The organism is Variovorax sp. VNK109, assembly GCF_049445855.1.
GTDB lineage: Bacteria > Pseudomonadota > Gammaproteobacteria > Burkholderiales > Burkholderiaceae_C > JAGOCV01.
Genome location: NZ_JBMSDV010000002.1, coordinates 183,173 through 208,834, shown reverse-complemented (window position 1 = coordinate 208,834; position 25,662 = coordinate 183,173). Strand labels below are relative to the sequence as shown.

Sequence of the window (25,662 nt, the reverse complement as noted above, 5' to 3'; positions counted from 1 at the left end):
GAAGGTCAGCGGACGATGCCGCGTTGGGCACTCAGGCCATCGAGGAAGGTGAGCATCAGCGCCACATCGGCCTCACTGCCCGGGTGCTCTGCCGGCAGCGCCGCGATGCGTTCGCGCGCCTGCGCAACGGGCAGATTCTCCCGGTACAGCGCCTTGTGCATGGCCTTGACGGCCGCGATGCGCTCGGGGGAGAAGCCGCGCCGGCGCAGGCCTTCGAAATTCATCGAGCGCGCACCGGCCGGATGGCCTTCGCTCATCACGAACGGCGGCTGGTCGGCCAGCAACACCGAACCCATGGCCGTCATGCCGTGCGCGCCGATGCGCACGAACTGGTGGACGCAGGTGTAGGCGCCGAGGATCACCCAGTCGCCCACCACCACATGGCCGGCGATCTGTGCGTTGTTGGCGAAGATGGTGTTGTTGCCCACCAGACAGTCGTGCGCGAGATGGGTATACGCCATCATCCAGTTGTCGTCGCCCAACCGGGTCACGCCGCCGCCCTGTACCGTGCCGATGTGATACGTGCTGAATTCGCGGATCGTGTTCCGGTCGCCGATCACCAGTTCACACGGCTCGCCCTTGTACTTCTTGTCCTGGTTGATCGCGCCGAGCGACACGAACTGGAAGATGCGGTTGTCGCGCCCGATGGTGGTGTGACCCTCGATCACGGCGTGCGGACCCACCGTCGTGCCTGCCCCGATCCGTACGTGCGGCCCGATGACGGAGTACGGCCCGACGGAGACCGAACTGTCGAGCCCGGCAGCCGGGTCGATGATCGCAGTCGGATGGATCAGCGGCGTGGTCATGAACGGCTGGCTTACGCCTCAGGCGATCGAACGCATCGTGCACATGAGTTCGGCCTCACAGGCCACGTCTTCGCCCACGCGCGTGACGCCCTTGAATTTGAAGATGCCGGCCTTCATGCGCTCGAGCGTGATGTCCATGACAAGCTGGTCGCCCGGCTCCACCGGTCGCTTGAACCGCGCGCCGTCGATGCCGGCGAAGTAGTAGACCGTCTTGTCGTCGGGCGCCTTGCCCAGCATGTCGAACGCCAGCAGCGCAGCCGCCTGCGCCATGGCTTCAAGCATCAGCACGCCCGGCATCACCGGCCGATGAGGAAAGTGCCCCATGAAGAATGGCTCGTTGATCGTGACGTTCTTCAACGCCTTGATGCGCTGGCCCTTTTCGAGCTCCAGCACGCGATCCACCAGCAGGATGGGGTAGCGATGCGGCAGTTGCTTGAGGATCTGGTGAATGTCCATCATGAATTCTTCGATTTTTCGAGGGCGCGAAGGCGTTCGCGCAGCGAATGCAACTGCTTCAGACTCGCTGCATTCTTTTCCCAGGACGCATTGTCGTCGATGGGGAACATCCCGGTGTACTGCCCCGGCTTGAGGATCGAGCGCGTGACCACGCTCGCTGCAGAGATGTGCACACGATCCGCGATCTCGAGATGGCCGAGCACGATGGCACCGCCGCCCACCGTGCAATGCGCGCCGATCCGCGCACTGCCCGCCACACCCACGCATCCGGCCATGGCGGTGTGCGCGCCGATGCGGACGTTGTGCCCGATCTGGATGAGGTTGTCGAGCTTGACGCCGTCGGCAATCACGGTGTCGTCGAGCGCCCCACGGTCGATACAGGTATTGGCACCGATCTCCACGTCGTTGCCGATCTGCACCGCGCCCAGCTGCTCGATCTTTTCCCAGGCCCCGTCGTTCGGCGCGAAGCCGAAACCATCGGCACCGATGACCGCGCCCGCGTGGACGATACAGCGCTCGCCGATGGAACAGTTTTCGCCGACCGTAACCCGGGACTTGAGAACGGTGCCGGCACCGATTGATGCACCGCGCTCGACCACGCACAGCGGGCCGACCCGCGCGGTCGGATGGACGTTGGCTCCCTCCTCGATCACCGCACTCGGATGAATGGCAGGCCGACCCGCAGGCTCGATCGCCTGCCGCCAAAGCTGCGTGACCCTGGCAAAGTACAGATAAGGCTGCTCAGTCACGATGCAGGCACCACGTGCCAGGGCCAGGTCCCGCTGCTGCGGGCCGACGATGACGCAACCGGCGCGCGACGCGGCCAGTTGCTGCTGGTATCTGGGGTTGCTGAAGAAGCTCAGCGAGACAGGAGACGCTGACTCCAGCGGAGCCAGGTTCTGGATGATGAGGTCTTCCGGGCCGTGCAGTTCACCGCCAAGGGCCTGGACGATGGAGCCGAGACGCAGCGCCACGCCAGAGCGCCCCGGGCTTATTGCTTGGCCGGCGCCGTACCCGAAGCCGCGTTCAGCGCCTTGATCACCTTGTCGGTAATGTCGTGCTTGGGATTGATGTAGATGCCTTCCTGAAGGATGGCGTCGTACTTCTCGGCCTCTGCAACTTGCTTGATCACGCGGTTCGCGCGCTCCAGCAGTGCCTGCAGCTCTTCATTGCGGCGGGCGTTTGCGTCTTCCTGGAATTCACGGCGCTTGCGCTGGAAGTCACGATCCTGCTCGACCAACTGGCGCTGGCGGGCAGTCCGTTGGGACTCCGACAGCGTGGGCGCCTCGCGCTCGAACTTGTCAGAGGCAGCCTTAAGAACATTGCCCTGCTCCACCAGATCGCGTTCACGCTTGGTGAATTCCTGGTCGAGCTTGGCCTGGGCAGCCTTGGCCGAGCTGGCTTCTCGCATGACACGGTCCGGATTCACGAAACCAATGCGGAATTCCTGCGCCTGCACGGCGACGGACATGAAGGCCACACCGGAAACGAACAGCAGGCGGGCGAAGACATTCATAAGCTTCATCAAAAAGATGTACCGATCTGGAATTGGAATCTCTGGATTCTATCCCCTGGCAACTTGCGGATGGGGTTCGCAAAGGCAATACGCAGGGGGCCAAGGGGCGAAATCCAGCTGATGCCGACGCCAACCGACGCGCGGAGGGAGTCCGCATTGATGGGGTCGTTTTCACCCCAGACACTGCCCACGTCGACGAAGCCGAACATACGCAATGTACGGTCGTTGCCAGCACCCGGCAACGGCGCGATCACCTCGGAATTCAGGGTGAACTTGCGCGATCCGCCAATGGCAGCCTGGGTGATTGCATCCTTGGTGCCGATCGACGATTGCTCGAAACCGCGCACCGATCCGAGGCCACCCGAATAGAAGTTCTTGAACACCGGATAAGGCCTGCCGCCCATGCCCTTGCCCCAGCCCACCTCGCTATTGAAAGCGAGTGTAAATTGCTTGTTCAATGGAACATATTGCTGGAACTGGTAGTTGGCCTTGATGTAGCGGGTATCGCCTCCGATGCCCCATTCGGCATTGACGCGCTGATAGCGCCCACGCGTCGGCACGAGCGAGCTGTCGCGGTCATCGCGCGCCCAGCCGATGGTGAGGGGAACGCTCGTGCTGGTCTCGCCGAACTGGTTCACATATGTCTGATAGACCTGCGGCATGTTCGTGCCGGGCTCGATCGTCGTGCGCTCCACGCCGCCACCGAAGAAGACCGTGTCCGTTTCACTGAAAGGAACGCCGAAGCGCAGGCTGGCACCGGACGTCACCAACGCGTAGTCGCCGTCCACCGCGTAATAGGGACGCGTCGTGCGGTGATAAAGGTCTACCGTGCGCGAAACGCCATCGTTGGTGAAGTACGGATCGGTGGTGCTGAAAACGTAGGTGCGGTTGTACTTGCTCGTGTTGATGTCAACGCCAAGATAGTTGCCGGAGCCGAACGCATTTTCCTGCTTGATGCCGAACGACAGTGCCAGCTTCTCCGCATTCGAAAAACCCGCGCCCAGCGTCAGGCTGCCGGTGGGCTTCTCCTCGACGGTCACGTTGACGTCAACCTGATCAGGCGCGCCCGGCACTTCCTGCGTTTCGATGCCGACCTCGCGGAAGTACCCCAGGCGGTCCACCCGGTCGCGCGACAGCTTGATCTTGTCACCGTCGTACCAGGATGACTCGAACTGCCGGAACTCGCGACGGACCACTTCGTCACGCGTGCGGCTGTTGCCTGCCACGTTCACGCGACGCACGTAGACGCGACGCGCCGGCTCTGCCTGTAGCACGAACGCAACGCGGTTGGTCGTGCGATCGATCTCGGGACGCGCCTCCACGCGGGCGAACGCGAAGCCGAAGTTGCCGAAATAGTCACTGAAGGCCTTGACCGTCTCACTCACCTGGTCGGCGTTGTAGGCTTCACCGGGTTTGATGGTGATGAGCGATTTGAATTCGTCGTCACGACCCAGGTAGTTGCCCTCCAGCTTCACGCCCGAGACGACATAGCGCTCGCCCTCGGTGACGTTCACGGTGATCGAGATACCCTGCTTGTCCGGCGAAAGCGCAACCTGGGTGGAGTCGATGCGGAATTCGAGGTAGCCGCGCGTCAGGTAATACGAGCGCAGCGTTTCCAGGTCGGCGTTGAGCTTGGTGCGCGAATAGCGGTCGGACTTGGTGTACCAGCTCATCCAGCCACCGGTATCCAGGTCGAACAGACCCGTCAACGTCGATTCGCTGAAGGCCTTGTTGCCGACGACGCGCACTTCCGTGATCTTCGAGGGCTCACCTTCGACCACGGTGAAAGTGACGTTGACCCGGTTGCGCTCGATCGGCGTCACCGTCGTCACGACTTCGACGGCATACAGGCTGCGGTTGATGTACTGGCGCTTGAGCTCCTGCTCCGCGCGGTCGGCCAGCGCCTTGTCGAACGGACGGCCATCGGTCAGGCCGATGTCGCGCAACGACTTCTTGAGCGCGTCCTTCTCGAATTCCTTGGTGCCGACGAAATCGACCTCGTTGACCGTAGGACGTTCTTCAACGATCACGACCAGGACGCTGCCGTTGACCTCGAGGCGCACGTCGGTGAACAGGCCCAGCCCGAACAGCGTCCGGATGGCCGCAGTGCCCTTGTCGTCGTTGTAGACGTCGCCCACACGCACCGGGAGCGACGCGAAGATGGTGCCCGGCTCGACGCGCTGGAGACCTTCGACACGGATGTCGCGGATGGTGAAAGGATCTACGGCCCAGGCGGTGCTGGCTGCCATTGCCATGGCGGCCACCGCGGACACGGTGCGCACGCGGAAGCGGCTGAGTTGTTTTTTCATGGACGCAGATTGTGCCTGCTGCGCGGATGCGCCAGAAGGTCAGGTTGAACCAAACAAGCGTGTAACGTCGTTGAACATCGCAATCGACATCATGACCAGAAGCACCGCGACGCCCGTGCGCTGCAGCCGCTCCATCCAGGCGTCAGAGACGCTCTTGCCGGTCACGCCCTCCCAAAGATAATACATCAGGTGTCCCCCATCCAATACGGGCAGAGGCAGCAGGTTCAGCACTCCCAGGCTGACGCTGATCAGGGCCAGGAACACCAGATACTGGGTCAGGCCCAGGCTGGCCGACTTGCCGGCGAAATCGGCAATGGTCAGCGGGCCGCTGAGGTTCTTCAGCGATGCCTCGCCAATCACCATCCGCCCCATCATGCGCAGCGTGAGCAACGACACTTCCCAGGTGCGCACCACGCCATTCCAGAGCCCCTCGATCGGGCCATGGCGCACCGTGAGCAGCGCCGGCGGCGAGCCGACGAAGGCGCCGATGCGCGCCGTGGACTCGCCCTTCTCGGTTTTCACCTCGGTGGTGACCTGAAGTTCCAATGGGCTGCCCTCGCGTTCCACGCGCCAGGTGCGGGTCACGGGCTTGCCATCCAGCAGTTGGGCGCGGATCAGTTCGCGCAACTGCACACCATCCACGGCGGTCGTGTCACCGACGGAAATGACACGGTCGCCCTTGCGCAGACCGGATTTCTGGGCGGCAGAACCGTCCATGACATCACCGATGACCGGCTCGGTCCACGGCGCGATGATGCCGACGCGGCGGAACATCTGGACGTCGGCGTCCTTGACGGAAAGTGACGACAGCGGGAGCCGCACCTCCCGCTCGCCCCCCGACGCACCGGCGACGACCATGCGCAGGTCCTGGCCCTCCAGCGCGGCGCGGGTGAGCTGCCAACGGAATGTCTCGAAGGATTTGGTCTCGCGCCAGTCTTCGTCGTCTGCGGCCATGCGCAGGACCTGCTCGCCACCAATCAAACCTGCCTGTTGCGCAATGGAACCGGGCACAGGGCTGGCCAGCACAGCCTTTGGCTCCGAAACCCCATACCAGTTGACCAGCGAATAAAGCAGGACGGCCAGCAAGAGATTGGCGATCGGACCCGCCGCCACGATGGCAGCACGCGCCTTCAGGGGCCGGGTATTGAACGCCAGATGCCGCTCGGACGGGTCCACCGGACCCTCGCGCTCATCGAGCATCTTGACGTAGCCACCCAGTGGAATGGCGCCGATGACGAATTCGGTGGACTGGTTGGGCCGCTGCTTGCGGGGCCGCCATGTGTACAGCGGCTTGCCAAAACCCACGGAAAAGCGCAGCACCTTGACGCCGCAGGCGACCGCCACGCGATAGTGCCCGTACTCGTGCACAGCGATCAACAGGCCCAAGGCCACCACGAATGCAACCACTGTCAGCATGAGCATGACCCCCGTATTTATGGAATGCCGATGCGCCGGACTTCCTGGCCTGCCTTCCCGCGCGTCAGTGCGTCCAGGGCCAGCAGATCGTCCAGCGACCCCGGCTTGGAGATGGTAACGCCATCGAGAGTTGCAAGATTGACTTCAAGAATTTGATCGAAACGTATCCGGCCCGCCAGGAAGGCCTCGACCGCCACTTCGTTGGCGGCGTTGAGCACCGCCGTGGTGCCGGCCGGCGCCTCCAGCGCCTGCCAGGCCAGCCGCAGCCCCGGAAAGCGCACGGCATCCGCAGGTTCGAAAGTCATCGGTGGCAGCGACAGGAAGTCGAGCGCAGCCGCGCCACTGGCCACCCGTTCGGGCCAGGCCAGGCCGTAGGCGATGGGCACGCGCATATCCGGCGTGCCCAGTTGCGCGACCACCGAAGCGTCGTGATATTGCACCATCGAGTGGATGATGCTCTGCGGGTGGATCACGACTTCGATGCGACGCGGCGGCAACCCGAACAGGTAACACGCCTCGATGACCTCCAGCGCCTTGTTCATCATGGTGGCCGAATCCACCGAGATCTTGCGACCCATGATCCAGTTCGGATGGGCGCACGCCTGATCCGGCGTGACGTCATGCAGCGTTGCAGGGTCACGCGTACGAAATGGACCGCCCGACGCCGTGAGGATGATCTTCTCGACCCGCTCATTCCATGTGGCCGGATCGTCGGGAAGCGACTGGAAAATTGCCGAATGCTCACTGTCGATGGGCAGCAGCGTCGCGCCGCCCTGACGGACTGCCCCGAGGAACACCTCGCCCCCGAGCACCAGCGCTTCCTTGTTCGCGAGCAACAGGCGTTTGCCTGCGCGCGCTGCCGCAAGGCAGGGGGCCAGACCAGCGGCGCCCACGATGGCGGCCATGACGACGTCGACCTCCTCGTGCGCGGCCACCATCGACAGGTCCGCCGCAGACCAGAGCACTTTCGTCGGGAGACCCAGCGACTCGACCTGTCGCGCCAGTTCCCGCCCATGCGGCTCGCCGGTCATGACGGCGAATGCCGGGCGGAACTGAACGCATTGCTTCAGCAGCGCATCCACCTTGGTGGCGGCCGTCAGGGCAAAGACTTCATAGCGCTCCGGATGCCGGGCGATCACATCCAGCGTATTGGCACCGACCGACCCGGTCGCGCCCAGGACGACAACACGTTGTTTCTTCATGCAGTGGGCAGAGAGGTCAGCATCAGCGCCAGTGGCAGCGTGGGAAGCAGTGCATCCACCCGGTCGAGTACGCCACCATGCCCCGGCAGCAGGCCACTGCTGTCCTTCACACCGACACTGCGCTTGATAAGCGATTCCACGAGGTCACCAACAACGCTCATCGCGGCCATGAACAGCACGGCGAGCAGCATGAGCCAGAGGCCGCGCGATGCCAGGACCGAATAGAAACTCGGCACAGCCGACTGCCAGTGCGCATCCGCCCACACCCAGGCCAGTGCGACGAGCACCACGCCGGCCATGCCGCCCCAGACACCCTCCCAGCTTTTGCCGGGACTGATGGCGGGCGCGAGCTTGACGCGCGTCCATCGCAGGCCCAATGCCCGGCCGGCAAAGTACGCAAAGATGTCGGCCACCCACACGAGCAGAAGGATCGACAGCAGGAAGTTGATGCCGGCGATACGCGCCTGCGCAGCAGCAAGCCACGCCACGCACAGGACAGCGATGCCGCCGACGAGGCGTACCGCTTTCGGAACGCGAGGCCAGCCGGGAACGCCGCTGCGGATAAGCCATGCCCCCGCCAGCACCCAGGCAGAGCCTGCCAGGATCCACAGCCATGTGAGTTGCTGCTGGAGCAAACCTGCCCACCACGACGCCCCGCACAGCGCGAGACAGACGCCCGCCAGGACGAGCGACATGCCCTGCCCCAGCCCGTTGAGCTTGCCCCACTCCCAGCCGCCCGCCGCAATCAGCAGCAGCACCACCGCGCAGAACGGTTCCGGCGAGGGGTAGAACAACGCGGGCAGAAGGATGGCCAACAGGACGATGGCGGTGATCACGCGCTGCTTGAGCATGGATTTTTCCTCAGGCGGCCAGACGGCTGGCCTGCGTGGGCGCGTCGCCGGATCCTTGTGCCGAAATCTGGGCCGACGTCTTGCCGAAACGGCGTTCACGTCCGCTGAAAGAGCCCAGTGCAAGGTCGAGAGCCGCTGCGTCGAAGTCCGGCCAGAGCGTGTCACAGAAATAGAGTTCGCTGTAGGCGAGCTGCCAGAGCAGGAAGTTGCTGACGCGCTGTTCGCCGCCGGTACGGATCAGCAGGTCGGGCGGCGAAACGTGTGCCAGAGAGAGTTCGGCACCCAGCGCTTCTTCCGTGATGGGCACGCCGCGTGCAGCGAGCTTGGCCGCAGCCTGCACAATGTCCCAGCGCCCGCCATAGTTGAAGCAGATGTTGAGGACGAGTCGCGCGTTGTGCGCCGTCGAAGCTTCGGCCTGCGCAAAGCCCTGGCACACCTTGGCGGAAAGTGCTGCGCGGTTGCCGATGAAATGCAGGCGCACACCATTGGCCTGCAGCTCCGCCACTTCACGAGACAACGCACCCGCCAGAAGATCGAGCAGGCCCGACACTTCGTCTGCGGGGCGCTCCCAGTTCTCGGAAGAAAAGGCAAAGACCGTGAGCACACCGATGCCGCGCTCCATGCAGGCAGACACACAACGCTTCAGGGTATCAACCCCCTGCTTGTGGCCCGCCACGCGCGGCAGGAGCCGCCGGGTGGCCCACCGGCCATTGCCATCCATGATGATGGCGACGTGAAGCGGCGCTTCAGCCATGAAGGCGCGGATCAGGCCGTCAGACGGCCATGATCTCCTGTTCCTTGGCTGTGACGAGCTGATCGATCTCCGCGACATGCTTGTCGGTGACCTTCTGGATATCGCCCTCCGAGCGCTTCTGATCGTCTTCGGAGACCTGCTTGTCCTTGACCAGCTTCTTGACCGCCTCGTTGGCGTCGCGTCGCAGGTTGCGGATGGCGATCTTCGCGTTCTCGCCTTCGCTGCGCACGATCTTGGTCATTTCCTTGCGGCGCTCTTCGCTCATGGCGGGCAGCGGCACGCGGATCAGGTCGCCCATGCTCGCAGGGTTCAGGCCCAGATCGCTTTCGCGGATGGCCTTCTCGATCTTCGGGCCCATGCCCTTTTCCCAGGGCTGGACGCTCAGCGTGCGCGAATCGAGCAGCGACACGTTGGCCACCTGCGAAAGCGGCACCATCGAGCCGTAGTACTCGACCTGCACCGAATCGAGCAGCGCCGGATTGGCGCGGCCGGTGCGGATCTTGGCCAGGTTGTTGCGGAAGGCGGCGATGGACTGGTCCATCTTGGCCTCGGCGCCCTTGCGGATGTCCGGGATGCTCATATCGATCTCCTCACGCGTAGACGAGGGTGCCCTCGTCCTCGCCCATCACGACGCGCTTGAGCGCACCGTGCTTGAAAATGGAAAACACCTTGATGGGCAGCTTCTGGTCGCGACACAACGCAAACGCGGTCGCATCCATGATGCCCAGGTTCTGCGCGATGGCCTCGTCGAACGTCAGCTTGGAATAGCGCGTCGCGGTCGGGTCTTTCTTCGGGTCGGCCGTGTAGACGCCGTCGACCTTGGTTGCCTTCAGCACCAGCTCGGCACCGATCTCGGCGCCACGCAGCGCAGCAGCCGTGTCGGTGGTGAAGAAAGGGTTGCCCGTACCGGCTGCAAAGATGACGACCTTGCCCTCTTCGAGGTACTGCAACGCCTTGGGGCGGACATAAGGTTCGACCACCTGCTCGATGGCGATCGCAGACATGACGCGGGCAATCAGGCCCTGCTTGTTCATGGTATCGGCCAGCGCCAGCGAGTTCATCACCGTGGCCAGCATGCCCATGTAGTCGGCCGTGGCGCGGTCCATCCCGACCGAGCCACCGGCGACGCCGCGGAAGATGTTGCCGCCGCCGATCACCACGGCCACCTCGACACCCATGCGAGTGACATCGGCCACCTCTTCGACCATGCGGACGATGGTGGCGCGATTGATACCGAACTGGTCGTCACCCATGAGCGCCTCGCCAGACAGCTTGAGCAGGATTCGCTTGTGGGCTGGCTTGGCGTCGGACATCGATGGGCTCCTTGGTTCGGTCGTGAGTGTAGCGGGGTTCTCCGGCGGCGGGCTGGCTTCGCTGCGGTCTGCGGCGCTCAGGCTGCGCCCTTGGCAGCAGCCACCTGGGCAGCCACCTCGGCGGCGAAGTCGTCCACCTTCTTCTCGATGCCTTCACCCACGACGTACAGCGTGAACGCCTTGACGGTCGTGTTGGCGGCCTTGAGCATCTGGGCAACCGTCTGCTTGTCGTTCTTCACGAAAGGCTGGTCGAACAGCGAGACTTCCTTCAGGTACTTCTGCACCGAGCCCTCGATCATCTTGGCGACGATATCGGCCGGCTTGCCAGATTCGGCAGCCTTGGCAGTGGCGACAGAGCGCTCCTTCTCGATCAGATCGGCCGGCACGTCGGCGCTGGTCAGCGCAACGGGCTTCATGGCGGCGATGTGCATCGCGACGTCCTTGGCCGCAACTTCGTCACCGTCGAACTCGACCACAACGCCGATGCGCGTGCCGTGCAGGTAGCTCGCCAGTTTGGAGCCGGAATCGAAACGCTTGAAGCGGCGGAAGCTCATGTTCTCGCCGATCTTGCCGATCAGGCCCTTGCGGACGTCTTCCAGCGTGGGGCCGAAGCCGTCGGCACTGTAGGACAGCGCGCCCAGCGCAGCGATGTCGGCGGGATTGTTCTTCGCGATCAGTTCGGCGGCAGCCTTGGCCAGTGCAATGAAGCTGTCGTTCTTGGTCACGAAGTCGGTTTCGCAGTTCACTTCGAGCAAAGCACCGGTGGTGCCGTCGATGAAGCTGGAAACCACGCCTTCGGCCGTCACGCGGGCTGCCGCCTTGCCGGCCTTGTTGCCCAGCTTGACGCGCAGGATCTCTTCAGCCTTTTCCATGTTGCCGTCGGCTTCGGTCAGCGCCTTCTTGCACTCCATCATGGGGGCATCGGTCTTTGCACGCAGTTCGGCAACCATGCTTGCGGTAATTGCAGCCATCAAATTCTCCGTATTCAGTTCAAACGCAAATCAGTTGTAAAAAAGGGGCTACACGAGCCCCTTTCCGGAAGCTCGGAAGCGGACTCAGGCAGAGGCGCCCTCTTCGACTTCGACGAATTCGTCGCTGCCTTCGGACACGGCCTTGACCACGTCGTTCACGGCATTGGCGCGGCCTTCGAGCACGGCGTCGGCGATGCCACGTGCGTACAGGGTGACGGCCTTGGAAGAGTCGTCGTTACCGGGGATCACATAGTCGATGCCTTCGGGCGAATGGTTGGAGTCCACCACACCGATCAGCGGAATGCCCAGCTTCTTGGCTTCGGCAACGGCGATCTTGTGGAAGCCCACATCGATCACGAAGATGGCGTCCGGCAGCGCGGCCATGTCCTGGATGCCGCCGATGTCCTTCTCGAGCTTTTCGAGTTCACGGGCGAACATCAGCTGTTCCTTCTTGGACAGGCTGTCCAGGCCAGCTTCCTGCTGGGCCTTCATGTCTTTCAGGCGCTTGATCGAGGTCTTGACCGTCTTGAAGTTGGTCAGCATGCCGCCGAGCCAGCGTTGGTCGACGTAAGGCACGCCGGCGCGTTGCGCTTCGGTTGCCAGGATTTCACGGGCCTGGCGCTTGGTACCGACGAACAGGATGGTGCCGCGGTTGGCAGCCAGTTGCTTGGCGTACTTCTGCGCTTCCTGGAACAGCGGCAGCGACTTTTCCAGGTTGATGATGTGGATCTTGTTGCGATGGCCGAAGATGTACGGGGCCATCTTGGGGTTCCAGAAGCGGGTCTGGTGACCGAAGTGGACACCGGCTTCCAGCATTTGACGCATGGTCGTGGACATGTATTAACTCCGAAGGTTGGGTCTAAAATCCAGCCCGAAATTGCAACGGGTGCAACACCTTGAGTGGGCTGGTTTGCGATTTGTTTTGCACTGGGTGGGGCCGAATGGCCGTGCCCGGCAGCAAAACCCAAAGAGTATAACACAGGGCACCATTCCTCCCCATGCTTCCCGACCTTCACAGCACCCGCCAGGCCATTGCCGCGGGCAGCACCACGGCAACGGCCGAGATCGAAAAATCCATCGCGACAGCCGCTTCGGCCAGATGCGACAAGGTGTTCCTCAAGACCAGCTTCGACACGGCTCGGGCAGCCTCTGCAGCAGGCGGCAAGCTCCCGCTGGCCGGCCTGGCCATTTCGGTCAAGGATCTCTTCGACATGGCCGGTGACGTCACTGCATCGGGCTCCGTGGTTCTGGGCTCCGCCGAACCTGCCGTGCAGGACGCCACCGCAGTGGCACGCCTGCGCGCCGCTGGCGGTGCTGTGCTGGGCCGGACGAACATGAGCGAATTCGCGTTCTCGGGGGTCGGCATCAATCCGCACTTCGGAACACCCGCCAACGTGGCGGACGGCAACGTCCATCGCATCCCCGGGGGCTCGTCGTCCGGTGCAGCCATCTCGGTCGCCACTGGCGCGGCCTTCATCGGGCTTGGCTCGGACACGGGCGGCTCGATACGCATTCCCGCGGCGCTCAACGGAATCGTCGGCTTCAAGAACACGGCACGGCTGGTACCGACAACGGGTGCACTGCCCCTGTCGACCACGCTGGACACCGTCTGCGCCATGACCCGCTCGGTGCGCGATGCCGTGCTGGCCCATGAAATCCTTTCAGCCACGAAAGTGGCAGTGGACACGCGCCCACTTTCCGAGCGCAGGTTCGCGGTCGCGCGCACCGTGATGCTGGATGGCGTCGAACCTGCCGTGGCCACCGCGTTCGAGCGCACCGTGCGCAAACTGCGCGACGCCGGCGCAAAGGTCGAGGAGATCGCTTTGTCAGCCATCGGCGAACTGGCGGGCATGCAGTCGGCCGCCAGCTTCTCGCCGGCTGAAAGCTACGCATGGCATCGCAAGCTGCTGGCTTCCGATGGGGACCGCTACGACCCCCGCGTCAAGGCCCGCATGGAACGCGGTGCCACGATGTCGGCCGCCGACTACATCGACCTGGTGCAGGCGCGCGCTCGCTGGATCGCGAAGATGCAGGACACGCTCAGCGGTTTCGATGCCGTGCTTTCGCCGACGGTGCCCATCGTCGCCCCCACTTTTGCCAGCATCGCACCCGGTGCGACGCGGGATGAGGAGTTCTTCCGCGTCAATGCCCTTCTCCTGCGCAATCCGGGCGTGATCAACATGCTGGACGGCTGCGCCATCTCCATCCCGTGCCATGTCGAGGGCGAACTGCCCGTCGGCCTGATGCTCTGGCACGCCGCCTTGCACGACGACCACATCCTCTCGATTGCCGCCCAGGCCGAGGCCCTGCTTTCATGAGAATTGCGATTGTCGGCGCCGGCATCATCGGTGTCACCACCGCCTGGGAACTCTCCAGCGACGGCCACGAAGTCACGGTATTCGAACGCCGCGGAGCAGCCGCCGAGGAAACCAGCTTCGCGAATGCGGGCGTCGTCGCGCCGGGCTACGTGACACCATGGGCCGCACCCGGCATGCGGCGCAAGGTCATCGGCCATCTTTTCAGCCGGCACGCCCCCGTCAAGCTCAAGCTGCCACTGGCGCCCGGCGATCTCGCGTGGATGTGGAAATGGCAGAGCGCCTGTAGCCTCGACGCCTATCTGGCGAATCGTTCCCGCCTGCAGCGGCTGGCCTTCTACAGCCGCGAGCGGCTGCACCAGATCACCGCCGACCTGCAGCTCGACTACGACCGCAGCGCCGGCTACATGGTGATGCTGCGCTCAGAGAAAGAGCGGCAACTCGCCCAACCCGGCCTGCAACTGATGCGCGACAGCGGCGTCAAGTTCCGCGAGATCGATGCAGCCGAGGCACGACAGCTCGAACCTGCCATCAACACGGACACGCAGTTTCTGGGTGCCATCCACCTGCCCGACGACGAAGTGGCGAACTGCCGGCAGTTCGCGCTGATGCTGAAGAACGAAGCCCAGCGGCTGGGCGCGCGCTTCGAGTTCCAGGCGGGTGTGAAACCACTGTCGGCCGCCGCTCCATGCGAGCTTGCATTCGAGGGTGATGCAGCGACCCAGCGCTTCGACGCCATCGTCGTGTGCGCGGGCCTTGCCAGCGCCGAACTCCTGCGCCCTCTCGGCCTGAAGATTCCGCTGGCGGCAGTCCATGGCTATTCGGTGAGCGCCCCAATCCGTGAGCCACTCAACGCACCGCGCAGTGGCATCATGGACGAGCGCTACAAGGTCGCCATCTCGCGCCTGGGCAATCGCGTCCGCGTGGCTGGCAGCGCAGAGATCGGCGGTTCGCCGCAGACCCATTCGCCCGCCGCATTGCGCACGCTCTACAAAGTGCTGCACGACTGGTTTCCGGGCGCGGCGCAACTCAGCGCGGGCGTGCAGGAATGGAAAGGCGCACGCCCCATGCTGCCGGACGGTCCGCCCATCGTCGGTTCGAGCGGCGTACCCGGCGTCTGGCTCAACCTCGGACACGGCTCCAGCGGTTGGGCCTTGAGTTGCGGCAGTGCGCGCGCCATGGCCGATCTGCTGGCCGGCAGGTCGCCTGACGTGGATCTCGAGGGACTGGGTATCTCGCGCTTCGCGCGTTGAGCGCGCACTGACACAATGGCCGGCATGCAGCGCATCCACACCGGCCACGGGCATTCCCTGCACGACATCGCGTCCACAAGGCGCATCGAGCACGCCGCTGCTGGCGCATTGCCCGACCATGCGCTGATGCAGCGGGCAGGCCTGGCAGTGGCGAAACTGGCCATGGCCCTGCAGCCACACGCCCGGCATGTCTGGATCGCCTGTGGCCCCGGCAACAACGGCGGCGACGGCCTGGAGGCGGCAGTGCATCTCCATCGAGCGGGCTTTCCGTTGACGGTCACATATCTCGGGAATCCCGATGACGCGCCGCAAGACGCGCATGCCGCATGGCAACGGGCGGGACACACAGGCGTGAGAATTTCGCGGGAACCGCCTCGTCGCGCAGATCTGGTCATCGACGCGTTGCTCGGCATCGGGGCAACCCGGGCGCCACAAGGACTCATGGCGACGTGGATCGACCACATGAGCCGCCATGCCAATCGTGTACTGGCGATTGACGTGCCGTCCGGCCTGAACGCAGATACCGGCATGCCGCTCGGCGCCGGGCTTGGCGCTGTCGTGCATGCGCACGACACACTCAGCCTCCTCACGCTCAAGCCTGGCCTGTTCACAGGCCAGGGGCGTGATCTCGCCGGTACCGTGTGGTGCGACGCGCTGGACGTCACCACGGACTCGGCGTTGCCAGTCGCCATGCTCAACGCCCATGAAATGGAAGACGCGCGCCCTCACGCCAGTCACAAGGGAAGTTACGGCGACGTGACTGTCGTCGGGGGCGCGCCCGGCATGGCGGGAGCCGCACTCCTGGCGGCACGCGCGGCGCTGCATTCAGGTGCAGGTCGCGTCTTCGCTGCGCTGCTGGACACATCGGCCAGCGTCGATGCCGGTCAACCCGAGCTGATGATGAGGGCAGCCAGCTCGCTGGACTACACGCAGTGCGCAGTGGTTTGCGGGTGCGGCGGCGGTGATGTCATCCGCCTTGAACTGCCCCGGGTTCTTTCAAACGCCCGGCAACTCGTGCTGGACGCCGATGCGCTCAATTCAATCGCCGCCGACGCGCAATTGCAGCACCTGCTTGTTGCGCGAAGTCGTCGGGCGGGCCTGCGCCCGACGGTGATGACGCCCCATCCTCTGGAGGCTGCACGCCTGCTGGAATGCAGCACCGCCGATGTTCAGGCCAACCGGCTCCAGGCAGCGCAGACCCTGGCTGGTCGATTCGGCGTCGTTGTTGTCCTCAAAGGCTCGGGCACGGTCATCGCTGCGCCCGGTGAGCTGCCGCGTATCCACCATGGCGGCAATGCCAGACTGGCAACCGCGGGCACCGGTGATGTGCTTGCGGGAATGATCGGTGCCCGGCTGGCACGCGGCGAAACCGCAGTCCGCGCCGCCTGCCAGGCCGTCGCCCGACACGCGCAACTTGCCGATTCATGGCCGGCGCAAGAGGTGCTGACCGCGTCGCGTCTTGCGCAACTCGCCGGGAGCGGCAACTTCCGCTAGTCCTGGCAACCCGTCTCTCAGCCGCGACCGGCGAAAGGCATCTTCGTCGCCATCACCGTGTGGAACATGACGTTGGCTTCCAGCGGCAGGTTGGCCATGTACAGCAGCGACTGGCCGACGATGGCCACGTCCATCAGCGGCTCCGGTGCGATTTCACCGTTCGCCTGCGGCACGCCCTTGGCCATGCGCATGGCCAGTTCGGTGCCGGCATTGCCCACGTCGATCTGACCGACGGCAATGTCGTGTTTTCTGCCGTCCAGCGAGGCCGTCTTGGTGAGGCCGGTCACGGCATGTTTGGTCGCCGTATAAGCGATGGACATCGGACGCGGGGTGGTCGCCGAGATCGAGCCGTTGTTGATGATGCGACCACCCTTGGGGCTTTGCGCCTTCATCACGCGGAACGCGTTCTGGATGCAATAGAACATGCCGTTGAGGTTGATGTCCACCACGTTCTTCCATTGCTCGATCGTCAGTTCATCGATGGGCACCGCGGGTGCGCCGACTCCGGCGTTGTTGAACAGCAGATCCACGCGGCCGAACTGCCTGACCACCGCATCGAACAACTCTCGAACCGACGCCGGGTCTGCAACGTCCGTGGGCACTGCGAGCGCGGCAGCTCCCGCGCCGGACTCTTCGATCACCTGAGCCAGCGGCTCTGGCCTGCGGCCCGCCAGCGCAACACGCCAGCCATCCTTGAGCAGCGCCAGCGCTGCGGCTTTCCCGATACCCGTGCCAGCACCCGTGACGATGGCAACTCTTCCTGATGAACTCATGTCTCTTGTTTCCTGTTTTCTGGTTTGCAAAACGCGCGGCACATCATCTCCGCGACTTGCGGCTTTTGTTCTTGGCGACAGCCTTCTTGACCGCCGCCTTGAGCGCCTGGATCGGCGACTTGGGCGCTCGGTCCGCCTTGCTGTCCGACTTGCCGCGCGAGGCGCGCTTCACCGACGCCTTGGTCGGCACGCCGGTTGATGCTCCCTTGTCCTTCATGGCGCGCTGCACGACCGGATCGTCGTTGTCGCGCACCAGGCGGAAGTCGATCTTGCGGCCGTCCAGATCGACGCGGCTCACCTGCACGCGCACACGCGTACCAATGGCATAGCGGATGCCGGTTCGTTCGCCGCGCAGTTCCTGGCGCGCCTCGTCGAACTTGAAGTACTCACCGCCGAGCTCTGTGATGTGAACCAGGCCTTCGACGTACATGGCGTCCAGCGTCACAAAGATGCCGAAACTCGTCGCCGCCGTGACGACACCGCCATATTCTTCGCCCAGATGCTCGCGCATGTACTTGCACTTGAGCCAGGCTTCGACGTCCCGGCTCGCCTCATCGGCACGCCTTTCATTGGCGCTGCAATGCAGGCCGGCTGCCTCCCAGGCCTGCTGCTCGGCGCTGGTCTTCCTGGGCTTGGCGCTGGGCTCCTTGACCCGCGCTGCAAGCCGGCGGGCAAGCTTGGCATGCGCTTCGCCCGGCGTAGGCAGCGCAGGCAACTGATAGCGCGACTTGCCCAGGATCGCCTTGATCACGCGGTGAACCAGCAAGTCCGGATAACGCCGGATCGGGCTGGTGAAATGGGTGTAGGCATCGAAGGCGAGCCCAAAGTGCCCGCTGTTGATCGGCGTGTAGATCGCCTGCTGCATCGATCGCAGCAGCATGGTGTGGATCTGCTGCGCGTCCGGACGGTCCCTGGTGGCCGCCGCAATGGCCTGGAATTCGCCCGGCTTGGGATCGTCGCTGATCGACATGCCCACCCCCGTGGTCTTGAGGTAGGCGCGCAGGATTTCCTTCTTCTCGGGTGTGGGGCCTTCGTGGACGCGGTACAGGCCCGGGTGCTTGCTTTGCGAGATGAAGTCGGCGCTGCAGACGTTGGCAGCCAGCATGGCCTCCTCGATCAGCTTGTGCGCGTCGTTGCGCACGCGCGGGACGATCTTCTCGATGCGGCCGTTCTCGTCGCAGATGATCTGCGTCTCCGTGGTCTCGAAGTCAATCGCACCACGCTGGTTGCGCGCGCCGAGCAGCGCGCGATAGACGTCGTGCAGATTGAGCAGGTCAGGCACGAGGTCCTTGCGGCGCTGGGCTTCGGGGCCGCGCGTGTTGGCAAGGATGGCCGCAACCTCGGTGTAGGTGAAACGCGCGTGGCTCCACATCACGGCCGGGTAGAACTGGTATGCATGCACCTCACCCTTTGCCGTGATCATCATGTCGCAGACCATGCACAGGCGTTCCACCTCGGGGTTGAGTGAGCACAGGCCGTTGGACAACTTCTCCGGCAGCATCGGAATGACGCGGCGCGGGAAGTAGACCGAGGTCGCGCGGTCGTAGGCATCGATATCGATCGCACTGCCCGTCTCCACGTAGTGGCTCACATCGGCAATCGCTACCAGCAGACGCCAGCCCTTGGCGCGCCCCACACGTGCGGGTTCGCAATACACGGCGTCGTCGAAATCACGCGCGTCTTCGCCATCGATGGTGACTAGCGGGATGTCCGTGAGGTCCACACGCTGCTTGCGGTCGGCAGGGCGAACCTTGTCCGGCAAAGCGCGGGCCATCGCCACGCAGGCGGGCGAGAACTCGTGCGGCACGCCGTATTTGCGAACCGCAATCTCGATCTCCATGCCGGGATCATCCACCTCACCGAGCACCTCTTTCACGCGCCCCACGGGCTGGCCGTAAAGACTTGGAGGTTCGGTCAGATCGACCACGACAACCTGCCCTGGCTTCGCGGTGCCCGTTGCGCCCTTGGGGATCAGGATGTCCTGGCCGTAGCGCTTGTCTTCAGGTGCCACCAGCCATACGCCCACTTCCTGCAGGAGGCGGCCGATGATGGGCTGCTCTGGGCGCTCGACGATTTCCACCACGCGGCCCTCGGGCCGGTTGCGCCTGTCATGCCGCACGATGCGCGCCTTGACACGATCGCGGTGAAGCACAGCACGCATTTCATTGGGGGGAAGGTAGATGTCCGATTCGCCGTCGTCGCGAACAACGAAGCCGTGTCCGTCGCGGTGGCCCTGGATGGTGCCCTCCACTTCGTCGAGCAGGCCACTGGAAGTACTGATATTTTTAATGATAGAATCTCTTTCTTTCCTGAAAACACATCGGGTTGCAGCCAGACTGCAGTCCGCTTGCCCAGGTGGCGGAATTGGTAGACGCACTAGTTTCAGGTACTAGCGAGTAACATCGTGGAGGTTCGAGTCCTCTCCTGGGCACCAAGTTTAAATACATCTTCGCGATGATCATAAGCCGCTATCCACAGCGGCTTTTTTGTTTCTGCATTGATGGGGCATCAAAGCGGAACAGCCACGAGATCGTGTCCCTGCGCAGCGACGATGCGGGCGCGCGTGAACTCACCGGCCTTCAGCGTCTTGCTGATCTTCTCGGGCGGCAACAGGCGAACGGTTCCATCGATCTCGGGTGCATCGGCGTACGAACGGCCGACGCCTCCTTTGCGGCCCATGGCAGGCGCCGAATCCACCAGCACCTGCATGGTCGCGCCCACCCGGCGCGCGAGCTTGGCTGCGGACACTTCTTCGGCCACAGCCATGAAGCGCGCACGACGCTCATCGCGCACTTCCTGAGGCAGCATGCCCGCAATACTGTTCGCGGCCGCACCCTCGACCGGGCTGTAGGCGAAACAGCCCGCGCGGTCGATTTCTGCCTCACGCACGAAGTCCAGCAGATCCTGGAACTCGGCCTCGGTTTCGCCCGGGAAGCCGGCGATGAACGTGCTGCGGATCACGATCTCGGGGCAGGCTTCACGCCATCGCTGGATTCGTTCGAGGTTGCGCTCACCGCTGGCCGGGCGCTTCATGCGCCTGAGCACATCCGGGTGACTGTGCTGGAACGGGACATCGAGGTACGGCAGGATGCGTCCGGTCGCCATCAGCGGGATGACTTCGTCCACGCTCGGATAGGGATACACATAGTGCAAGCGCACCCAGGCACCATACGGTTCGGCCAGATCGCCCAGCGTCTGCGCCAGTTCGAGCATGCGTGTCTTCACGGGCTTGCCGTCCCAGAAGCCGGTTCTGTACTTCACGTCCACCCCGTAGGCCGACGTGTCCTGGCTGATCACCAGCAGTTCCTTCACACCACCTTCGAACAGCGCTCGCGCCTCCTTAAGGACATCCCCCACGGGACGGCTGACGAGATCGCCGCGCATCGACGGGATGATGCAGAAGGTGCAACGGTGGTTGCAGCCTTCGCTGATCTTCAGATAGGCGTAATGGCGCGGCGTGAGCTTGACGCCGGCGTCACCGAAGGCATTCGGCACGAGATCGATGAAGGGGTCGTGCGGCTTGGGCAGGTTGGCATGGACGGCGTCCATCACCTCCTGCGTTGCATGCGGTCCGGTGACGGCCAGCACGCTCGGATGCATCTGCTTGACCAGATTGCCGCCGTCGTCGCCCGAGCGGGCACCCAGGCAGCCGGTGACGATCACGCGACCGTTGCCGGCCAGGGCTTCACCGATGGTGTCCAGGCTTTCCTTGACGGCATCGTCGATGAAGCCGCAGGTGTTGACGATGACGATGTCAGCGCCCTCGAAGGTCTTGGAGGTCTGGTAGCCCTCGGCACTCAGCTGGGTAAGGATCAACTCGGAATCGGTCAGCGCCTTGGGGCAACCCAGGCTGACGAATCCGACTTTCGGTGTTTTGTTCGTGGGGGTGAGAACTTCGCTCATCCCCGTATTGTCCCAGAGCCTAGCGCTTGATGCCGAATGCGCCCAGCATCTGCTCGGTCTGTTTCTGCATCTGCTCCTGCATCTGCACGAACACGTTCCTGGACTGCTCGACGTAGGCGCCCATCATGTTCTGCATCAGCGGTGCCTGGGCGTTGAGGAAATGCGTCCACATTTCCGGCGTGATGGTCTTGGACTGGTCGGTCAGGTTGTTCTGCAGGTCCAGCATGGCCTGCATGTTCTTCTCGAGGTAGGAACCCATGTATCCGTGCATGGCCTGGCCATAGAAGCGGATGATGTTGGCCAGCACGGCCTCGGTGAACATCGGTTCGCCGCCCGCCTCTTCTTCCAGGATGATCTGCAGAAGGATTGCCCGCGTCAGGTCCTCGTTGGTCTTGGCATCGCGCACGACGAAAACCTCGCTGGCCATGACCAGCTGCTTGACCTCGGCAAGGGTGATGTAGGTTGAAGTGTCCGTGTCGTAGAGCCGCCGGTTGGGATACTTCTTGATGACGCGCTGCGCCGGTTTGGGGCCCCCGGCCTTCTTGGTTTGCACTTCGGAACTCCTCGGCTGCACCCGTGACGGGCTGTATTGCGTGGCAACACATTCTAGGGATCAAGGTCCCCAAGGAGCCCAAGGTTTACCCTGACCGGGTCAGCGCATCATGGCCCAGACGAGCAGGCCCACGCCCGCCGCGCCGGCAATCCAGACGGCGGCGACGAAAACGTTCCAGAGCCGCTGCAGCTTGCGCTTGCGACGGTTCGCTGCGCGCAGCGGCTCGTCTTCCAGCCACTGTTCGACGAGGATGACGCTGCGGAGATCGAGCCGGCCGGAGTCGAGCTCTTCCTCAAGCGCAGCAATGCCGTGCTCAGTCGCATACTTCCGGACCTGGCCGCGCTCACGAAATCGCATATCCATACATCACCTCGACAACACCGTCTGTCGGGAAATTCTAGGCAACAAAAAAGCTACTCCGGGTGACAAATTTGTCTGTTACGCAACAAGATGTTGCAGGAGCCGGATGGCGTCAATAGATATGGGGACAGAAACGACAAACCCCGGACCAGTTCGGTTCCGGGGTTGATCTTGGTAGGCGCGATTGGACTCGAACCAACGACCCCCACCATGTCAAGGTGGTGCTCTAACCAGCTGAGCTACGCGCCTAAGGGTGTTCGAGAAGCGGAATTGTAGCATCACCTGCGGCGCGCCGAACGCACGCCTGACACCTCCGCCACGATGCCCAACACCTTTGCGAGCCGGCCCGAATCCGCCACCTCGACGGTGAACGTCATCCAGGCCGTGCCCTTGATGGATTGCGTCTGCACGCCGATGACGTTCATCTTTTCCTTGGCGAACACTTCCGAGATATCGCGCAGCAGCCCCTGCCGGTCGGCAGCTTCCACCGACACGTCCACGGGATACACGGCCGCCTCGGCACCGCGCGGCAAACCCCATTCGACGTCGATCACGCGCTCTTCACTGCGCGTGGCCATCTCCCGGAAGTTGCTGCAATCGGCACGATGGATGCTCACGCCTTTGCCGCGCGTGACGAAGCCGCGGATATCGTCAGGCGGCGCCGGCTTGCAGCATTTGGCGAGTTGCGTCATCAGCGAGTCGATACCGACAACAAGCACGCCACCCTTGGGTGTTTTTTCCGTGTTGCGTGACTTCTTGAGCAGCAGGTAGTCGTCGGGGGCAAGGGCAGGCTCCGGCGGCTTGAGCAGCGTTTCGATGTTGCGCAGCGAGAACTCGTCCTTGCCGACGACTTCGAACAGGTTGTCCGCCGACTTGAAACCCAGTTGCGACGCCAGGTCTTCCAGCTTGATGGCCGTCTTGCCCTCACGCTGCAGCAACTTCTCGACCGATTCACGACCACGCGCGATCGTCTCGTGCGTGATCTGCGCATTGAACCAGGCGCGCGCCTTGGCCCGCGCACGGTTGCTGACCAGATAGCCCAGGTCGGCGTTCAACCAGTCACGTGACGGCCCGCCCTCCTTGGCCGCGGTGATCTCCACCGTCTGCCCGTTCTGCAGGGGCGTATTGAGCGGCACCATGGCCCCGTCCACGCGCGCGCCGCGACAGCGATGCCCCAGGCTCGTGTGGACCGTGTAGGCAAAATCCACCGGCGTCGCGCCCTGCGGCAGTTCGACCACGGCGGCGTCGGGCGTCAGCACGTAGATGCGATCGTCGAACAGACCTTCGTTTCCGCCCTGCTCGCCGAGCATGTCGCGCTCCCATGCGAGCAGTTGCCGCAACACGGCGATCTTGGCGTCATATTCACTGGCCGCGGACACGCCGGAGTAGCCCTTGCTGCCTGCTTCCTTGTAGGCCCAGTGGGCCGCCACGCCGTACTCGGCATGGTCGTGCATCGCCTGCGTCCGGATCTGGATCTCGATCGCGCGGCCCGCCTCGTCGAGCACCACGGTGTGCAGCGACTGGTAGCCGTTCGCCTTGGGCCTGGCGATGTAGTCGTCGAACTCGTCAGGCAGCGGCTGGAACTGGGCGTGCACCCAACTCAAGGCTGCGTAGCAGTCCGTCACTTCAGGAACGACCACGCGCAATGCGCGAATGTCGAATACCCGGTCGAAATCAAGAGACTTGCCACGCATTTTCCGCACGATGCTATAGATGTGCTTGGGCCTGCCGTGCACGGTGGCGCGGATACCCTGGGCCTTCAGATCCTTCTCGAGACCTGCCCGCAACTGCTCGACGTACCCCTCGCGTTCGACGCGCTTCTCGTCGAGCAGACGGGCGACCTCCTTGTAGGTGTCGGGCTCGAGGAAGCGGAACGCCAGGTCCTCCATCTCCCACTTGATCTGCCAGATGCCCAGCCGGTTGGCCAGTGGCGCGAACACCTGCAGCGTCTCCCGCGCCAATTGCGGCGAGACGCTGGCCTTGCGTGCGGCGCAGTGGCGCAGCGTCTGCAGGCGCGATGCCAGGCGCAGCATGACCACGCGCAGATCGCGCGAGAACGCCAGCAGCATCTTGCGCACATTCTCGGTACGCAGCTTCGGGTCGTCGACGAGTTGCGCGGACTCATCGGCGGCACGCGCCTGCTGCTGTACCTTGACGAGCTTCGTGGTTTCGATGGCCAGCGCTGCGAAGCTCTCGCCGAATGCCTTCGCGATCACTTCGTGCGGCTTGTTCAGGTGGTCGCAGGCGTAGACCAGGTAGCTGGCGGCCTGCATTGCCTCGGAACCACCGATGGTCTTGAGGATTGCGGCAACGGCATCCGCGTGGGCCAGCGTGTTCTCGCCCGTATCGAGCATTTCCCCGGCGATCAGGGGTTCCGCGAAAGAACGCGCACGCGTCAGCGCATCCGCCTGCTCCGGCAGGCTGTGCGCCGTGGCCGCCACGAGTTGCGGCACCACTTCGGGCTGTTCGGCGGAGATGCTCTTCATCCGGTGGCCCGGCTCAGTCCAGCAGGAACGACAGTACCGGTTCGACCTGGGCAGATGTCACCAGCGTGGGCGCATGCCCCACGCCGTCGAACTCGATCAAACGGGCATGCGGCCCACGCTGCGTCATGGTCAGCGCGGTGTCGCGCGACAGCAGATCCGACTGCGCGCCACGCAGCAGCAGTGTCTGCGCCTTGATGCCGTCGTACAACTGCCACAGCAGCGATTCGCCTTGCGTGGCGGCTTCCTGCGTGAGTGCGCGGAACGGCACGGCGATCGCGGGGTCGTAGTGCAGCGTGACGGCTTCACCATCGGCCGCCAGGGGCTTGACCATGTGACGCGAGAGCGCCAGCCACTGCTCGCGCGTATGCGGTCCGAAGCTGGTGGAAATGGCCCACATCGCGTCCGCAGCCTGCTCGACGGACTCGAACCGGCCGGTATTTCCCAGATAAGTACCGATGCGTTGCAGAGCGTCCCACTGGATGACAGGCCCGACGTCGTTGAGAACGAGCTTGCGCACAGGCACGGGCAATGGCAAGCCGGGCTGCCCGCTGACGACGATGCCGATCAACCCACCCATGCTGGTGCCCACCCAGTCCAACTGCGTGATGGGTGCCTGCGCATGAAGCTGGCCCAACATGGCCAGCATGTCAGCGGCGTAAGAGGGAATCTGGTAGCCCGTCGGGTCACGCAGCCAGTCGCTCCGGCCGCGACCCACCACATCGGGGCACACCACCCGGATGGCGCCACCCGCACGCGCCACGATGGCCCGGGCCAGTTCGTCGAAGTCGCGCCCCTGGCGCGAGAGCCCGTGCACGCACACGACCACGCGCGGCGAGGAAGCGTCGCCCCACTGCGCGTACGCCATGCGATGACCGCCCGAGGCATCCGGGCAGGGAAGGTCGAGCAATTGGGGGTCGGTCATGAAAATGAT

The 25,662-nt window shown here is 63.9% G+C and carries 23 protein-coding genes and 2 tRNA genes; 4 read left to right on the top strand and 21 right to left on the bottom strand.

The features are described from left to right. Nucleotides 1–5: 5 nt before the first annotated feature. From lpxA to rpsB, 13 genes are all read right to left on the bottom strand, one after another. Nucleotides 6–806 (bottom strand): acyl-ACP--UDP-N-acetylglucosamine O-acyltransferase, encoded by an 801-nt coding sequence (gene lpxA, locus ACO2Q9_RS08535; protein ID WP_423310234.1) that lies wholly within the window; start codon nt 804–806, stop codon nt 6–8. Between the two features lie 18 nt (nt 807–824). After that, the gene (gene fabZ / locus ACO2Q9_RS08530) at nt 825–1,265 is read right to left on the bottom strand and encodes a 3-hydroxyacyl-ACP dehydratase FabZ (protein ID WP_423310232.1); all 441 of its coding nucleotides are present in this window, start codon (nt 1,263–1,265) and stop codon (nt 825–827) included. Then, nucleotides 1,262–2,236 (bottom strand): UDP-3-O-(3-hydroxymyristoyl)glucosamine N-acyltransferase, encoded by a 975-nt coding sequence (gene lpxD, locus ACO2Q9_RS08525; RefSeq protein ID WP_423310230.1) that lies wholly within the window; start codon nt 2,234–2,236, stop codon nt 1,262–1,264. The genes fabZ and lpxD overlap by 4 nt, the downstream gene beginning before the upstream one ends. A gap of 17 nt (nt 2,237–2,253) precedes the next feature. Next, on the bottom strand, nt 2,254–2,778 hold the full coding sequence (locus ACO2Q9_RS08520) for an OmpH family outer membrane protein (protein WP_423310228.1): 525 nt from the start codon (nt 2,776–2,778) through the stop codon (nt 2,254–2,256). Nucleotides 2,779–2,786: 8 nt separating this feature from the next. After that, nucleotides 2,787–5,087 (bottom strand): outer membrane protein assembly factor BamA, encoded by a 2,301-nt coding sequence (bamA, locus tag ACO2Q9_RS08515; RefSeq protein WP_423310226.1) that lies wholly within the window; start codon nt 5,085–5,087, stop codon nt 2,787–2,789. Nucleotides 5,088–5,126: 39 nt separating this feature from the next. Next, entirely contained in the window at nt 5,127–6,509 is a 1,383-nt protein-coding gene (rseP, locus tag ACO2Q9_RS08510) for an RIP metalloprotease RseP (RefSeq protein WP_423310224.1), read from the bottom strand. Nucleotides 6,510–6,520: 11 nt separating this feature from the next. Beyond that, entirely contained in the window at nt 6,521–7,705 is a 1,185-nt protein-coding gene (locus tag ACO2Q9_RS08505) for a 1-deoxy-D-xylulose-5-phosphate reductoisomerase (protein WP_423310222.1), read from the bottom strand. Further along, a complete protein-coding gene (locus tag ACO2Q9_RS08500) occupies nt 7,702–8,556 on the bottom strand; it encodes a phosphatidate cytidylyltransferase (protein WP_423310220.1) in 855 nt (284 codons plus the stop codon). Before ACO2Q9_RS08500 ends, ACO2Q9_RS08505 begins: the two co-directional genes overlap by 4 nt. A gap of 10 nt (nt 8,557–8,566) precedes the next feature. Continuing rightward, on the bottom strand, nt 8,567–9,310 hold the full coding sequence (uppS, locus tag ACO2Q9_RS08495; protein WP_423310217.1) for a polyprenyl diphosphate synthase: 744 nt from the start codon (nt 9,308–9,310) through the stop codon (nt 8,567–8,569). A 19-nt stretch (nt 9,311–9,329) separates the two neighbouring features. Beyond that, on the bottom strand, nt 9,330–9,890 hold the full coding sequence (gene frr / locus ACO2Q9_RS08490; RefSeq protein WP_423310215.1) for a ribosome recycling factor: 561 nt from the start codon (nt 9,888–9,890) through the stop codon (nt 9,330–9,332). Between the two features lie 10 nt (nt 9,891–9,900). Next, nucleotides 9,901–10,623, bottom strand: a complete 723-nt coding sequence (gene pyrH, locus ACO2Q9_RS08485) for a UMP kinase (RefSeq protein WP_423310213.1) — start codon at nt 10,621–10,623, stop codon at nt 9,901–9,903. 77 nt (nt 10,624–10,700) lie between these two features. Then, the gene (gene tsf, locus ACO2Q9_RS08480) at nt 10,701–11,594 is read right to left on the bottom strand and encodes a translation elongation factor Ts (protein ID WP_423310211.1); all 894 of its coding nucleotides are present in this window, start codon (nt 11,592–11,594) and stop codon (nt 10,701–10,703) included. A gap of 84 nt (nt 11,595–11,678) precedes the next feature. Beyond that, nucleotides 11,679–12,431 carry a 30S ribosomal protein S2 gene (rpsB, locus tag ACO2Q9_RS08475; protein ID WP_423310209.1) on the bottom strand — a complete coding sequence of 251 codons (753 nt, stop codon included), beginning with the start codon at nt 12,429–12,431 and terminating at the stop codon, nt 11,679–11,681. 161 nt (nt 12,432–12,592) lie between these two features. Between rpsB and ACO2Q9_RS08470 the strand changes: the two genes are divergently transcribed. Genes ACO2Q9_RS08470 through ACO2Q9_RS08460 form a run of 3 tightly spaced genes read left to right on the top strand, consistent with a single transcriptional unit; the run spans nt 12,593 to nt 16,656 of the window. Then, nucleotides 12,593–13,912 (top strand): amidase, encoded by a 1,320-nt coding sequence (locus ACO2Q9_RS08470; RefSeq protein WP_423310207.1) that lies wholly within the window; start codon nt 12,593–12,595, stop codon nt 13,910–13,912. Beyond that, nucleotides 13,909–15,162, top strand: a complete 1,254-nt coding sequence (locus ACO2Q9_RS08465) for a D-amino acid dehydrogenase (RefSeq protein ID WP_423310205.1) — start codon at nt 13,909–13,911, stop codon at nt 15,160–15,162. The genes ACO2Q9_RS08470 and ACO2Q9_RS08465 overlap by 4 nt, the downstream gene beginning before the upstream one ends. Nucleotides 15,163–15,186: 24 nt before the next feature. Continuing rightward, the gene (locus ACO2Q9_RS08460) at nt 15,187–16,656 is read left to right on the top strand and encodes an NAD(P)H-hydrate dehydratase (protein WP_423310203.1); all 1,470 of its coding nucleotides are present in this window, start codon (nt 15,187–15,189) and stop codon (nt 16,654–16,656) included. A 17-nt stretch (nt 16,657–16,673) separates the two neighbouring features. Here the strand turns inward: ACO2Q9_RS08460 and ACO2Q9_RS08455 are convergent, their stop codons facing one another. Together ACO2Q9_RS08455 and rnr are read right to left on the bottom strand one after the other, a co-directional pair. Continuing rightward, nucleotides 16,674–17,429 (bottom strand): SDR family oxidoreductase, encoded by a 756-nt coding sequence (locus ACO2Q9_RS08455; RefSeq protein ID WP_423310201.1) that lies wholly within the window; start codon nt 17,427–17,429, stop codon nt 16,674–16,676. Nucleotides 17,430–17,472: 43 nt separating this feature from the next. Beyond that, nucleotides 17,473–19,692 (bottom strand): ribonuclease R, encoded by a 2,220-nt coding sequence (gene rnr / locus ACO2Q9_RS08450; protein ID WP_423311218.1) that lies wholly within the window; start codon nt 19,690–19,692, stop codon nt 17,473–17,475. 86 nt (nt 19,693–19,778) lie between these two features. Here rnr and ACO2Q9_RS08445 point away from each other — a divergent pair. Then, a tRNA-Leu gene (locus ACO2Q9_RS08445) sits at nt 19,779–19,863 on the top strand. A 74-nt stretch (nt 19,864–19,937) separates the two neighbouring features. Here the strand turns inward: ACO2Q9_RS08445 and rimO are convergent. The 6 genes from rimO to ACO2Q9_RS08415 form a co-directional block, all read right to left on the bottom strand. Beyond that, nucleotides 19,938–21,332, bottom strand: a complete 1,395-nt coding sequence (gene rimO / locus ACO2Q9_RS08440; protein ID WP_423310199.1) for a 30S ribosomal protein S12 methylthiotransferase RimO — start codon at nt 21,330–21,332, stop codon at nt 19,938–19,940. 19 nt (nt 21,333–21,351) lie between these two features. Continuing rightward, nucleotides 21,352–21,885 carry a polyhydroxyalkanoate synthesis repressor PhaR gene (phaR, locus tag ACO2Q9_RS08435; protein ID WP_423310197.1) on the bottom strand — a complete coding sequence of 178 codons (534 nt, stop codon included), beginning with the start codon at nt 21,883–21,885 and terminating at the stop codon, nt 21,352–21,354. Nucleotides 21,886–21,984: 99 nt separating this feature from the next. Further along, nucleotides 21,985–22,248, bottom strand: coding sequence for a hypothetical protein (locus ACO2Q9_RS08430; RefSeq protein ID WP_423310195.1), 264 nt, complete (start codon nt 22,246–22,248; stop codon nt 21,985–21,987). A gap of 169 nt (nt 22,249–22,417) precedes the next feature. Next, nucleotides 22,418–22,494: transfer RNA gene (locus ACO2Q9_RS08425), tRNA-Val, on the bottom strand. Between the two features lie 29 nt (nt 22,495–22,523). Then, nucleotides 22,524–24,731: a RelA/SpoT family protein gene (locus tag ACO2Q9_RS08420; protein WP_423310193.1), complete on the bottom strand. Its 2,208-nt coding sequence runs from the start codon at nt 24,729–24,731 to the stop codon at nt 22,524–22,526. Nucleotides 24,732–24,744: 13 nt separating this feature from the next. After that, on the bottom strand, nt 24,745–25,653 hold the full coding sequence (locus ACO2Q9_RS08415) for an alpha/beta fold hydrolase (protein WP_423310191.1): 909 nt from the start codon (nt 25,651–25,653) through the stop codon (nt 24,745–24,747). Nucleotides 25,654–25,662 lie beyond the last annotated feature (9 nt).